The 11,873-nt window shown below is 67.5% G+C and carries 12 protein-coding genes and 1 tRNA gene; 4 read left to right on the top strand and 9 right to left on the bottom strand.

The window, feature by feature from the left end; translation table 11 throughout:
* Positions 1–12: 12 nt before the first annotated feature.
* The 4 genes from ABZX37_RS07805 to ABZX37_RS07790 form a co-directional block, all read right to left on the bottom strand.
* Complete coding sequence (locus tag ABZX37_RS07805) at positions 13–1,716, bottom strand: hypothetical protein (protein ID WP_354737078.1); 1,704 nt, start codon at positions 1,714–1,716, stop codon at positions 13–15.
* A 391-nt stretch (positions 1,717–2,107) separates the two neighbouring features.
* Positions 2,108–2,260: a hypothetical protein gene (locus ABZX37_RS07800; protein ID WP_354737076.1), complete on the bottom strand. Its 153-nt coding sequence runs from the start codon at positions 2,258–2,260 to the stop codon at positions 2,108–2,110.
* Positions 2,261–2,806: 546 nt separating this feature from the next.
* Complete coding sequence (locus ABZX37_RS07795; RefSeq protein ID WP_354737074.1) at positions 2,807–3,481, bottom strand: hypothetical protein; 675 nt, start codon at positions 3,479–3,481, stop codon at positions 2,807–2,809.
* A 247-nt stretch (positions 3,482–3,728) separates the two neighbouring features.
* Positions 3,729–3,805 (bottom strand) — tRNA-Ile (locus tag ABZX37_RS07790).
* A 154-nt stretch (positions 3,806–3,959) separates the two neighbouring features.
* On the opposite strand from ABZX37_RS07790, the gene ABZX37_RS07785 reads away from it, so the two are divergent.
* Positions 3,960–4,220 carry a hypothetical protein gene (locus ABZX37_RS07785; RefSeq protein ID WP_354737072.1) on the top strand — a complete coding sequence of 87 codons (261 nt, stop codon included), beginning with the start codon at positions 3,960–3,962 and terminating at the stop codon, positions 4,218–4,220.
* Positions 4,221–4,251: 31 nt separating this feature from the next.
* Here the strand turns inward: ABZX37_RS07785 and ABZX37_RS07780 are convergent, their stop codons facing one another.
* Complete coding sequence (locus tag ABZX37_RS07780) at positions 4,252–4,842, bottom strand: TetR/AcrR family transcriptional regulator (RefSeq protein WP_354737070.1); 591 nt, start codon at positions 4,840–4,842, stop codon at positions 4,252–4,254.
* Positions 4,843–4,887: 45 nt separating this feature from the next.
* Here ABZX37_RS07780 and ABZX37_RS07775 point away from each other — a divergent pair, with 45 nt between their 5' ends.
* Entirely contained in the window at positions 4,888–5,337 is a 450-nt protein-coding gene (locus ABZX37_RS07775) for an SRPBCC family protein (protein ID WP_354737068.1), read from the top strand.
* A 42-nt stretch (positions 5,338–5,379) separates the two neighbouring features.
* Here the strand turns inward: ABZX37_RS07775 and infA are convergent, their stop codons facing one another.
* The 3 genes from infA to ABZX37_RS07760 all read right to left on the bottom strand — a co-directional run bounded on the left by infA (position 5,380) and on the right by ABZX37_RS07760 (position 7,149).
* A complete protein-coding gene (gene infA / locus ABZX37_RS07770) occupies positions 5,380–5,601 on the bottom strand; it encodes a translation initiation factor IF-1 (protein ID WP_116202922.1) in 222 nt (73 codons plus the stop codon).
* Positions 5,591–6,373, bottom strand: coding sequence for a GNAT family N-acetyltransferase (locus ABZX37_RS07765; protein ID WP_354737065.1), 783 nt, complete (start codon positions 6,371–6,373; stop codon positions 5,591–5,593). Before ABZX37_RS07765 ends, infA begins: the two co-directional genes overlap by 11 nt.
* Before the next feature lie 131 nt (positions 6,374–6,504).
* Positions 6,505–7,149 (bottom strand): DsbA family protein, encoded by a 645-nt coding sequence (locus ABZX37_RS07760; protein ID WP_354737063.1) that lies wholly within the window; start codon positions 7,147–7,149, stop codon positions 6,505–6,507.
* A gap of 17 nt (positions 7,150–7,166) precedes the next feature.
* On the opposite strand from ABZX37_RS07760, the gene soxR reads away from it, so the two are divergent.
* Positions 7,167–7,619 (top strand): redox-sensitive transcriptional activator SoxR, encoded by a 453-nt coding sequence (gene soxR, locus ABZX37_RS07755; RefSeq protein WP_344284167.1) that lies wholly within the window; start codon positions 7,167–7,169, stop codon positions 7,617–7,619.
* A 249-nt stretch (positions 7,620–7,868) separates the two neighbouring features.
* Here the strand turns inward: soxR and ABZX37_RS07750 are convergent, their stop codons facing one another.
* Entirely contained in the window at positions 7,869–10,121 is a 2,253-nt protein-coding gene (locus ABZX37_RS07750) for an ATP-binding cassette domain-containing protein (protein ID WP_354737061.1), read from the bottom strand.
* 305 nt (positions 10,122–10,426) lie between these two features.
* On the opposite strand from ABZX37_RS07750, the gene ABZX37_RS07745 reads away from it, so the two are divergent.
* The gene (locus tag ABZX37_RS07745; RefSeq protein WP_354737059.1) at positions 10,427–11,527 is read left to right on the top strand and encodes an aldo/keto reductase; all 1,101 of its coding nucleotides are present in this window, start codon (positions 10,427–10,429) and stop codon (positions 11,525–11,527) included.
* Positions 11,528–11,873 lie beyond the last annotated feature (346 nt).

Raw genomic sequence — 11,873 nt, 5'->3', positions numbered from 1 at the left:
CGCGGCGTCCCCTCATCGTCGGCTCGGGATCAACGGCTGGTCCAGAACGATCACGCGTTGCGGATCGTCCCACATTACCACCAGATCGTGGGCCAGAGAATTCTTGAACGGTACCGCCGCACCGGAATTCGCCAATTTCCGGCGGTCCGGAAGTTCGATGAATCCGGACTCCGCGGCCAGTACCCAGTCGAGCAACTCGCGCAGATCCTCCGGCTTGGCGTCCGGATGCCACAACACCACCGGAAGCCCACTGCGGAGGGCACACGTCAGCCCGTCCGGTCCGGCGCCCGGTTCCGCCTGGGACGACGGCGGTTTCTCCAATACGAGCCCGACCCAGTGATCGTCGCTGAGTATCTCGTCGATCGGATGCTCCCCGGACTCCGTGCCGCCGGAATAGTGCAGGCGATCGGCGGACGGATCCTTCACCATCGAGTCCCAGCGGACATGCCATGCGCGATGCCAATGCCTCGCCCGCATCCTCTCCAGAGACCGTATTCCCAGCCGGTACCCGTAGCGCAGGGGCAGGGGCTGGCCGGTCTCGTGTTCCTTGGCCCACCGCTGCACGGGCAAATTGATCAACGTCCTCGGCAGCAGGAATTCCACCGACGCGGACACACTCTGGGCAGCCCAGACGCCCTCAGTCTCCAGGATGACGTCATCGACCCTGAACTCGACCTCGTCTATTCCGATTTCGCACACCCCGCCGAGCGCCGGCGGCCACACTTCCGGGTCATCCTGACGCCAGAATGCGAGGGTGCAGCGCGTCGGATCCGCGGAAACGGGTTCAAGCATGATCATCAAATGCAGATGCGGACATTCCGGAATCGGCGGCCTGTTATTCCGCTGGCGGCCGAGGGCGGGCCCGAGGCGCAGCGATCGGGCCTGGTCGGCGATCCAGTCGGCGATCATGGCGCCCGGCTCCCCGTCGGCGTTTTCGGCGAGCAGACGCAGAAAGGTTATGGCGGGCGGGATCCCGTCCGGGCCGGCGTTGAAGTCGGTGAGCAGGTGAAAGGCGCTCCACGCATCGGTGATTCCCTCCAGCCGCGGCAGCGGAACCGCCGGGCCGAGCGCGCGGCTCACCATAACCGCCAAATGGGGGACATCCATCTGGGTCAGATGGTGGTGGAGGCCCGCGAGATCCTTGCGGGGAATCACATCCAGAACCGCACTGTTCACGTCCTCGAGAAACAGGGCATCCAGGGGTTCCGGCACGACGGCGGACGGTTTCGAGATCAGCGCCGCGGGTTCACCGAGCAGTCGTAAATAAGCCGTTCCAGTGAAAGTCTTCACCGAAACCGGTATCGGTGTGTACGACTCGGGCAAGAGGCCGGGATCCCGCTCGATGACGTCGGCGAAGAAGCGCTCCGAAGAGATGAAGGCGACCATCCGGCCGGATTCCGCGAACGCGTCCTTCGCACGTTGCGCGTCCAGAATGCGGAAGGCCGTGTCGACGGCCTCGCCGACCCAGCCGTTGCCGTCGTTCAGCACCTCACCGGAGTTGAGGCTCACCCGAAGCCGGATCTGCGCCTGCGGAGTCCGGGTGTGGTTGTACCGGCGGAGGGCGACCGTGATCCGATCCGGCAAGCGGTCGGCGACAAGGCTTTTGGCCGTGCCAAGCGGCAACAGGATCAGCGCGCCGTCGCCGCGATCCCCCCGCGCGCAGGAATCGAAGTCGACGTCGCATTCGGCGAACGCGGTCTTCAGCACGTCGTACATGCCTTGGCGGACGGCCAGCCGATCGGGAAGGTACCTGTCCGGGGAGGTGAATCCCGCTACGTCCGCCACGACGATCGTGCGGTCACGAGCCTGCGTCGGTCGCGCCACTGGCCCCCTCCCAAGGTCCGCGGCGCCGACCCGCCGGCGCCGACCGCCACATTATCGCGTCCATCAACCCCAGGATTGAGTGTCAATTGACAAATGAGTCCTTTCCGTCCTGTGCCGCAGCCGCGTGGTCCCCACGGGACGAGTCCGTGAAGGTTCCCTTTCCGTTCTGAAGGCAGGGGCCGGCAAAGTCGCAGAGCCGCTGTTCAGTGCGGCTCTGCCGCGGGCCGATGTCTCCCATGCGGCATCGGAGACTCCCTGTTTCTCCCATGCCACGTTGAGGTTGTCACAGCAGGACTGGCTTTTCGAAGATCGAGTCCGAGAAATCCGGAGGCCCCACGTGATTGCCCATGGTGCCACGCTTGACGTGGCGCGCGAGTTGGCCCTGCTCGTCGCGCTTGTCCTGCACGCCGAGCGCCGCGCGGCCGGGGACGCGCACGTGATCTCGACAGCGCCCGCATCGGCTGCGACCGGGTCACCGCGACCACGATCAAACCCACAGGCCGCGACCGCGGAGCCACCGTGCACCTGTGGTACGCGGGCAAGCACCGCCGCTTCGGCGGAAACGCCCAGTTCCTCCCCCGATCCGCAGGGTTCCCGCTCTGGAGCCCCCTCCCCGTTACCTTTTTCGTGGTTCCTGTTCGAGGAGCTGTGGTCGCCAGGTCCGGCATGACTGACGCACCCAGTCTTTCCATGATCCGGGAGGTGGTGCCACCGGGCGTGGTGGCATCGACCGACCGCTGATAGGGACACGGCCGCCCACCGTCCGCGGTCGCCGACGACCACCTTGATTCCGCGGCGGCCACGACGACCTTGACGGCATGACTCGCCAGCAGCCGCGAACACACCACCCCAGAACAAGCCCGCGACGCCGTCGCCTGGCTGTCCGGCACGTTGGGTACCAGGCGGCTGACCTGATCCGCACGAGCGGATTGATCGGCCATCCGGACGCGCCCGACCTCACTTTCGACGAAGGAGCCGAGCACTACAATGGAGCATCACAATTCACGCTCTCCATGACGTTACTCAACGGCGCGCTGGTATCCATCGTGGCAATGGGCGATCCGGAATGGCTTCGGCAGTTGACCTCAAACAGGCAAGACCACCGAACCAAGCCGCAGTCGTGCGCCTGCCGTAAGGATGGCTTGCACAGGCACGAAAGTAGCGCCTGAGCACCTCCGCCGCCGCAGGGTTGAAAGGCACGTATCACGTCAAAATCGAAATCGAGACTCCCGCGCGTCGGCTCCGCCGGTTCGCCACGCACAACGGTGCCAGCTCGCCGATCCGGACTCCGCAGTCGTTCAGCACCAACATAATCACCCGGTCCCGGAGTTCGGCAAACCCCTTCCCCTTTGCAGTGTCGAGCAGCGCCTTCATCGGAACCACGCAGAACCGCCGGAGGCTCCTCCGAGACGTGAGGCACCTCCATTTTGCACAACGGAGAAAATTCGACGATCTTTTCTACATTATCGAGCCAGCGCCAGAATTGTTGCAGGTGCCGATAACGCTTCGCCAGGTAGCTGTGCGACAACGACTCACCGGTGCGGAAATTAGGCCGCTGGCGAAGGCATTCGAAATACCGCTCCAGCTCCCGTCGCCCGATTTCCGGGGCGAGGATGGAGATGTCTTCGTCGTCGAGGTAGTTGACCAGCATGGCCACGCTGGCGAGGTACGCGTCGATCGTCGAGTCGGCGCGGCTCTTCGCCCTCAGATGTGTTCTCCAGTCCGGGACGAGCTTCCGGGCGCATCAGGCTCGAACACCTCAACGGCGGTCATGAAAACAGGCTTACTCGAACAATCCCTTGGGTTACCAGCGCCGTGCTCGTTTCCAGCGCCTCCGGGAGGCCTCGGTTCAAGATCGTTTTTGAGCCCGTTTTCGCTGTTCAGCAGCTGTGTCGAGGGCAAGATGGTGGGCCGGGTCGGGCTCGAACCGACGGCCAAGGGATTATGAGTCCCCTGCTCTAACCAACTGAGCTACCGGCCCCTGGGTTCGCTTCCGCAGGTCGATCCCCCCAGTTCACGTCAACTTAGCACAGGGCCCGCGCGGGCCGGGGAGCGTAGGCCGATCGGGTCGGGAGCCCTCGCGAGAGCCTCTGGTCGCCTAGATTGCTGAGGTCGGGTCCCGAGAGGAGACCGCCATGCCCATCCCAGGACGGGTTCCGCTCGCGCTTCTCGACGCTCTCGCCGCCGGGCTCGGGCTGGGGTATCTCGCCCGCGTCTACCGGGACACCCTGATTTCGCACGGGCCGGTCCTGTCGATTGCCGCGGTCGTCGTTGCCGCGGTAATCGTCATGGCATACCGGGGATACCGCGGGCTTCGCAGTGCGAACAGCCGCCTGGGCGCGATAATCGCGGACGAGCTGTCCCGTCGCAAGCCGTCGCCGCGACCTCGGCGGTGAGTGCGGGATCCGTTGCGGCCGTGGGGGAAAATCACTTTCCTAGCTCGACAATGGCACCGTACAAGCCGGGGGCGAGTGCGTCGGCGAGGCCGCCTGGTGGCACTGCTTCGCGCAGAAGGTGCAGCCACGCGAAAACTGAGCCGAGCAGCATCGCGTGCACTGCGGGCACTTCGGGTCGCCGGGCGAGTTCGCCACGGGCGATCGCGCGGTCTAGCACCTCGACCAGGTAGGCACGTTCCCGGATCAGGAACAGTTCGCCGAGCCGGGCGGTGGGGGCGTCTTCGGTGCGGAGGTCTGCGAGCAAGCCGGGCAAGGCGTTTCGCACTTGCGGTCCATCCAAAGCGGACTGGATGTCGGCGAGAACGCCTGCCACGTCACTGCGCAGGGTGCCGGTGTCAGGCGGCGGCGCCAGTGCATCGTCGTGCACGACGGCCGCGAACACGAGTTCCGCTTTCGACTTCCAGCGCCGGTAGAGCGCCGCCTTGCCGACCCTGGCGCGCGCGGCGATCGCGTCGACCGTGCACCGCTGGTAGCCGACCTCCTCCAGCAGTTCGTTGACCGCGGCGCGCACGGCCTCGTCGATCCCCTGCTCCCGCGGCCGTCCGCGCCGGTTGTGCGTCATAGCGCACAGTTTACGAGACTTCCAGTTCCGTATATCTTCGGGGGCATGACCTGGGACAAAACCTCCACCCGGACCCTCGCCGTCGACCCGGCCGCGCTCTGGGACGTCCTCGCCGACGTCGAGAACTGGCCGCGCTGGGATCCGGACGTCGCGCGCGTCGTCCTGCACGGGCCGGTCGCTGCCGGATCGACCGGATTCCTTTACCCCAGCGGCGGATTCCGCGGCAGTGTGCACGCGAAAATCGCGAAGGACTTCACCTTCACGAGTTGGCGGCCCAGACACGAGTTCACGCTCTGCCAGCCCGTCCCGCTCGGGCGGATGGACCTCCGGCTGAGCGTCGCGGCCGTCCCCGGCGGGGCCGAGCTGACCCAGCGCATCGTCCTCGACACCCCGCTGCGGGCGGTGATGGTGCGGATCATCGGCGCCGACGTCGTGGCGAACTTCGGCCGGAAATGCGACGCGCTGACCCGGCTCGCCACCGCGAAAACGAGCTGACCGCCCTTGCGGTCCCAGCTGGGACCGCAAGGGCGGACCGGACTAGTTCCGGTACCGGAACAGGATCCGGCCCCGGTCGAGGTCGTACGGGCTCAACTCCACCAAAACCCGGTCATACGGCACGATCTTGATGAAGTTCTTCCTGATCTTGCCGCTGATGTGGGCCAGCACGTGGTGCCCGTTCGCCAGTTCGACGGTGAACCGGGCGTCGCGCAGGCACTCGACCACGGTTCCCTCGACTTCGATCCCGCCCTTACCGGCCATGGCGCATCAGCTCCACCGTACTGTTCGCCCGCCGCGCGCCGACGCCCTCGAACAGGGCCGTCGCCGCCGCATTCGCCTCGTTCACCTCGGCCGACGCCGTCTTGATCCCCGCTCGGTGCAGGACGTCGAGTGTGTGAAGCAACAACCCGCGCGCGATGCCCCGGCGTTGCCGATCCGCCCGGACGGCGATGAGCCCGATCCGGGGCAGGCGTGTCACCTGAACCACGCGGATCAGACCCACGTATTCGCCGCCTTCGACAGCGACGGCGTACTTCGACGGATCCACGACGGTGTCGCCAGCCGGGTGCGGCAGGACCTCCGCTGGCATTTCCGACCAGCCGACGGTCGCCTCGACCTCAGCGCGGACGACGCGGTCGAGCTCGCGCAACGGGCCCTCTTCAGCGGATCCGGCGGGCACGAACGTGATACCCGGCGGCGGGACAACCGGGCTCGGCTCGGTGGGCACGACGTACTCCCACTCGCGCTGGCGGATCGTCAGACCGGCCTGTTGCCAGCCGTTCAGCAGTTCGTGGTCGGTCTCGTCGACCACGGTGTGGACGGGGTCCGGCAGCGCGGCCAGCATTTCGCGGGCGAGCTGGTCGAAGACGGAGCGATGCCACGCGTCGATGCTCAGGAAAACCCGTCCGTCGGGGCGGGTGGTGGCCTCGCCGCGACCGGCCAGCCTGCCGTCGTCCAGCGCCTGCCACAGTCCGGGTTCGGCCCGGGTGATGCTCACCGCGGGCTCGCCCGCGGTGAAACGCACAGTGTCCATGATGGTCACCTTTCGGAGTGCCTTCTGCTCAAGGCGCTCCTGGCAACCCCTACGTCAGTCGCCCGACCGTGACGACACGGGGAGCACCCACATCGAAACAGCGTTCATGGGGCTCACCTCCCGGTGTCGAGTCACGGTCGTGGCGAACCATAACGGCGGCCTGATGACCCCGTCCACCGATTTAATTCGTCCTCAGCACCACCTTGCCGCGACCGTGTCCGACGGCCACCTCGCGATGGGCGCTCGGTCGATTTCGCCTTAGCTGCCGACCGGACGAATTCCGTCAGTTCCGCGACGCTGCGTGCCCCGGCGAGAAGACGGTCGCCATGCACCACGGTCGGCACAGAATGGATCCCGCGCGACTGTCCTTCTTCGTGATCTGCCAACACTTCCGTCACGTAGTCCTCGTTCTCGCCGAGCGCGAGCACCTCGTCGCGCTCCAATCCGGTCTTCAAGTCCGCCAGCACATTCCACTCCGCGAGATCGAGGTTGTCCCGCAGATGCGCGGCGAACATCGCTTCCCACGCAGGAGTTTCGGCGAGTCCCCGGGCGGCGGCGAGCTTGAGCACCCGATGCGCGGGCCGGGAATCGAGCGCCCAAGAGGTGTCCATGCGAATCGTCAGCCCGTCCGCGCGCCCCGCCTGCTCGATCCGGTCTCGGCGGCGTCCCCATTCCGCCTCGCTGATCCCCCATTCGACCGCGGCGACCTCGCCGGGACAACCGCCGCCATCCGGGCGGTGCTTACAGTGGACTTCATCAAGCGGACTTGATGTCAAGCACGGAAAGAGCTGCCATGCCCCAGATCACGCGCGAGGTCGTCTGGCTGAAGCCGGGACAGATCGCCGAACGCGCCGGCGTGAGCGTCCCGACGCTGCACTATTACGAGAGCCGCGGGCTCATCGCGAGCAGGCGCACGAGCGGCAACCGGCGCGAGTACCGCCGCGACACGCTGCGCATGATCGCGTTCATCCGGACCGCGCAGCGCGTCGGGGTGTCGCTGGAAGAGATCAAGGACGCGCTCGCCGAACTGCCGGACCAGCGCATCCCCACCAAACGCGACTGGGAGCGCATCTCCCGCCGCTGGCACGACCGCCTCACCGCCCGGATCGAGGAGCTGACCGCGCTGCGCGACCGCTTCACCGACTGCATCGGCTGCGGTTGCCTGTCGCTGAAATCCTGCCCGTACTCGAATCCGGACGACGTCCTCGGACAGGGCGGCGCGGGGGCGCGGCGGTTCCCGCATTAGGTTCCCGCGCGCTCCCCGTGCCGCACGGCTTCCCGCGCCACTCGCCTCGTAGAGCGCGGGTCGTGAGGGGAACGTTGGTCCGTGAAGGGGTCCCTCACGGACGTCGGCGGGTCGTGAGGGCCACCTTGAGGGACTCAGAGTCCGTGCGGGTTCCCCTCACGGACCCGAACTGCCGTGAAGGTGGCCCTCACGGAATCAGCAAGCCGGGCAGCGCGCGTGGAACGGCCCCGCGCGCCAGCGGGGCCACCGCTATCCTCCGAGCGCCGACCGGAAGTACCGTCCCGTCGCGCCGTCGTGCTCGGCGAGTCCCTTCGGCGTGCCGGTGTAGAGCACCTGGCCGCCGTTCTCGCCCGCGCCGGGGCCGAGGTCGAGCACCCAGTCCGCGGCGGCGACCACGTGCAGCGAATGCTCGACCACGACGAGCGTCCGGCCCTCGTCGACGAGCCGGTCCAGCAGCGCCACCATCCGCGTGGTGTCGCTGGGATGCAGGCCCGCGGTGGGTTCGTCGACGAGCAGGTCGTCGCTGGTCGAGTCGAGCTGGCGGGCGAGTTTCAGTCGCTGCCGCTCGCCGCCGGAGAGGGTGTCGAGCGTGCGGCCGCTCGCCAGGTGCCCGAGTCCCAGTTCGCCAAGCAGCGCGGCCAGCCGGACGACGTCCGGGTGCGGCACATACCGCGCCAGCGCCGACACCGGCGTGCCCAGGACCTCCAGCACAGTCCGTCCTTCGAGCCGCGTTTCCAGTGCCTCCCGACGGAATCCGGTCGCGTCGCACTCTTCGCACGGCGTGTCGACGTCCTCCAGGAACGCCAGATCGGTCCGTCGGACACCGGTGCCGCGACAGGCCGGGCACCCGCCCTGCGAACGCGGGTTGAACAGCTTGGGCGACTCTCCACTGACCTCGGCGAACGCGCGCTGCACCGGCTCGGCCAGCCCGAGCCAGGTGCCGACCGTCGACCGCGACGTCGCGACGATCTGGCTCTGGTCGACCACCGTGAACCGCGGGTGCCGCTCGGCGAGTTCGCCCGCCAGTGTCGACTTCCCGGACCCTGCTACCCCGGTGATCACCGTGAGCACGCCCGTCGGCACATCTACGTCGATGTCGCGCAGGGTGTGCCGGTCCAGTCCGCGCAACGGCAGCCAGCCGGTCGGTTCCCGCAGCGTGTCCTTGAGCCGGACGCCCGTGCGCAGCGCCCGCGCGGTCGTCGTGTCCGCCTTCCGCAATTCCGCCGGCGGACCGTGAAACACCACGCGTCCGCCCGCTTCTCCCGCTCCCGGACCCAAGTCGATCACGTGGTCCGCGGCCACCATCACCGCTTCGTGGTGGTCCACCACCAGCACTGTGTTGCCGTGATCACGCAACCGCCGCAGTACGTCGACGAGGGACGCGACGTCGGCCGGATGCAGCCCGTCCGTCGGTTCGTCGAGCACGTACGTGAGGTCGGTGAGGCTCGATCCCAAGTGCCGCACCAGTTTCAGCCGCTGCGATTCGCCGCCGGACAACGTCGGCGTCGCGCGGTAACAGTGCAGATGCCCGAGGCCGAGCGTGATCATCGATTCCAGCCGCAGCCGCAGCGCCGCCACCAGCGGACGCGCCCACTCGTGCTCGACTCCGGCGCAGAATTCGAGCAGTCCGGCCGCGTCGCGGTATCCGAGGTCCACAATGGACAGACCGTTGACCCGGCTCTCCCGAGCGGCCGGAGCGAGCCTGCTGCCGCCGCAGTCCGGGCACGGCCGCTGCCGGGTCACGTCGGCCAGCGCCGCCCGCACCGCCGGGCCCATCTTGGCCTCGCGTTCGACCAGCAGGCGCCGGATCCGCGGCACCATCGACTGGTACTTCGCGCTGGCCGGGAAGCGGGGCAACGGATTCGGCGGCTTCTGCGTCGGTCCGTGCAGCAGGAATTGCACCAGCTCCTCAGGCCACTCTCGCAACGGCAGATCGTTGTCGAAGAATCCCGAGTAGACATAGCGCTTCCAGATCCAGCTGTCGATCGCGAAACTGGGGAAGACCATCGCGCCGTCGTTGAGCGAACGGCTGCGGTCGATCATCCGCTCGCCGTCGATGTCGGTGACCGTGCCGAGCCCCGCGCACGCCGGGCACATCCCGGACGGATCGTTGAACGAGTAGGCGGGCGAGTACCCCGCGGACGGTTCGCCCAGGCGGGAGAACAACATCCGCAGCATCGTCCACACCTCGGTCGCGGTGCCGACCGTCGACCGCGAATTCGTGCCGAGCGGCCGCTGGTCCACCACGACGACGGTGGTCAGCCCGCTCAGCGAACTGGCCTCGGGAGCCGGGTCGTGCGGCAGTTTGGTCCGGACGAACGCGGGCATCGTCGAGTACAGCTGCCGCCGCGACTCGGCCGCCAGCGTCGCGAACGCCAGCGACGACTTGCCGGACCCGGAAACGCCGGTGACCGCGACCAGCTGGTGCTTCGGAATGTCGACGTCCACGTCGGCGAGGTTGTGCGTGCGCACACCGCGGAGGCTGATCATGTTCGACGGCATGTACCGCAGCGTACGTCCCGGCGGGGGTTCGGGTGGGACGGGTTGAGCCGGGGTGCGGCTGGCGCGGCGCGACTGAGCGACGAGTGACTCGGCTCGACCGAGCGGGGTCGACAGGTCACTGCTGGGTTGCAGTCTCGGCGGGTTGCAACTGGGCCGGTCGCGACTCGGCGGGCGCGACCGGTCACCCCATCCTGCCCGGCACTCCCCCAGCTTCTGGACTTGCTGGTCCATTTTTCCGAGGGCACCCTGGCCGAGCCAGGCGGGCACGGCCCGCGCGTGTTTTCGGGAACGGAGCGATGACCCCGATGTCTCTTGACCAGTATTACCTGCTCGGCCGGTCCGGATTGCGGGTCAGCAGGCTCGCGCTCGGCACGATGAATTTCGGCACCGACGGGTTCCACGCGGCCTACGGAAAATCCGAGGAGGAGGCGCGGCCGATCTTCCGCAAGTACGTCGAGGAAGGCGGCAATTTCATAGACACAGCGGACTTTTACACCGCGGGCGAGAGCGAGCGGCTGCTCGGAAAGTTCATCGCCGAGACGGGCGAGCGGGATCGGCTGGTGCTGACGTCGAAGTTCACCAACAGCGTCGACCCGGGCGACCCGAACGCGGGCGGCAACGGCCGCAAGCACATGATCCGGTCGGTAGAGGCGTCGCTGCGGCGGCTGGGCACCGATTACCTCGACCTGTTCCTGCTGCACACGTGGGACCGGATCACGCCGGTCGAGGAGGTGCTGCGGACGTTCGACGATCTAGTCCGGGCGGGGAAGATCCGGTACGCCGGGCTGTCCGACGTGCCCGCGTGGTACGCGAGCCGCGCGCAGACACTCGCCGACGCGCATTCGCTGCCGCCGATGATCAGTCTTCAGCTGCCGTACTCGCTGATCGAGCGGACGATCGAGACCGAGCACGTCCCGGCGGGTCAGGAGCTAGGACTGGGAATCACCGCGTGGAGCCCGCTCGGAAGCGGGTTTCTGAGCGGCAAGTACCGCAGCTCATCGGCTGGCCTCAGCGGCGAAGGACGGTTGACGGGTGCTGCCGAGGCCTGGAGCGCGCAGCAGTGGGAACTGCTGAAGACGCTCGAGACTGTCGCCGACGAGCTGAACGTGACGATGGCGCAGGTCGCGATCAACTGGGTGGCGACGCAGCCGGGCATCGCGTCGGCGATCGTCGGGGCGAGCAGCGCCGGCCAACTGGACGCGACGATGCACGCGCTCGACTTCACCCTGCCCGCCGACCTGCGCGACGCCCTGGACCGCGCGAGCGAGGTGCCGCCGGCCGGGCCGTACCGGATGTTCACGCCGGACTACCAGTCGTGGCTGATCAACCCCGGCGCGAAGGTGGGCGACAAGCCGGAAGGCTATCGGCCGGTGGTGCGCAACTGGGTGCCGGCGAAGCAGCCGTGAACCGCGCGGGATTCCGCGCACTGGTGAAAAATGATTTCCCTCGCCCTTTCTAAGATATAGCGCACCCCGGGGCTTGCCGCAAGCCCCGGGGGATGCCGCAGAATCGCTGCTCGACCATGAAATTCGGGCTGTCGGGAGCGAACGTGCGATTGTTGCGGGCAGGTTCAGGGCTTGGGGTGTGCGGGAAAGTCGCGTCGGCAGCAATGGGCCCGATGCGACCGCCGAGGGCGCGTTCGCGCGGTTCCTTGAGGACCCTCTCGCCAAACGGGGTGATCGCACGGCCGCACGCCATCGATGACTGGCGTACGACTCCGCAAGCGAGTCGGAGCCGCAGCGAGCCCTTCCC

The sequence above is a fragment of the Amycolatopsis sp. NPDC004079 genome (assembly GCF_040610415.1).
GTDB lineage: Bacteria > Actinomycetota > Actinomycetes > Mycobacteriales > Pseudonocardiaceae > Amycolatopsis > Amycolatopsis halotolerans.
Note: the sequence above shows the minus strand (reverse complement) of the source record. Positions and strands in the feature narration are given on the sequence as shown.

Bases quoted from the DNA above. Each gene is read 5' to 3' on its own strand.
- ABZX37_RS07780 (WP_354737070.1), bottom strand. From the start codon at position 4,842: ATGACGCACAACCGGCGCGGACGGCCGCGGGAGCAGGGGATCGACGAG.
- ABZX37_RS07765 (WP_354737065.1), bottom strand. From the start codon at position 6,373: ATGGACACTGTGCGTTTCACCGCGGGCGAGCCCGCGGTGAGCATCACC.
- infA (WP_116202922.1), bottom strand. From the start codon at position 5,601: ATGGCCGGTAAGGGCGGGATCGAAGTCGAGGGAACCGTGGTCGAGTGC.
- ABZX37_RS07750 (WP_354737061.1), bottom strand. From the start codon at position 10,121: ATGCCGTCGAACATGATCAGCCTCCGCGGTGTGCGCACGCACAACCTC.
- ABZX37_RS07775 (WP_354737068.1), top strand. From the start codon at position 4,888: ATGACCTGGGACAAAACCTCCACCCGGACCCTCGCCGTCGACCCGGCC.
- ABZX37_RS07745 (WP_354737059.1), top strand. From the start codon at position 10,427: ATGTCTCTTGACCAGTATTACCTGCTCGGCCGGTCCGGATTGCGGGTC.
- ABZX37_RS07785 (WP_354737072.1), top strand. From the start codon at position 3,960: ATGCCCATCCCAGGACGGGTTCCGCTCGCGCTTCTCGACGCTCTCGCC.
- soxR (WP_344284167.1), top strand. From the start codon at position 7,167: ATGCCCCAGATCACGCGCGAGGTCGTCTGGCTGAAGCCGGGACAGATC.
- ABZX37_RS07805 (WP_354737078.1), bottom strand. From the start codon at position 1,716: ATGTACGACGTGCTGAAGACCGCGTTCGCCGAATGCGACGTCGACTTC.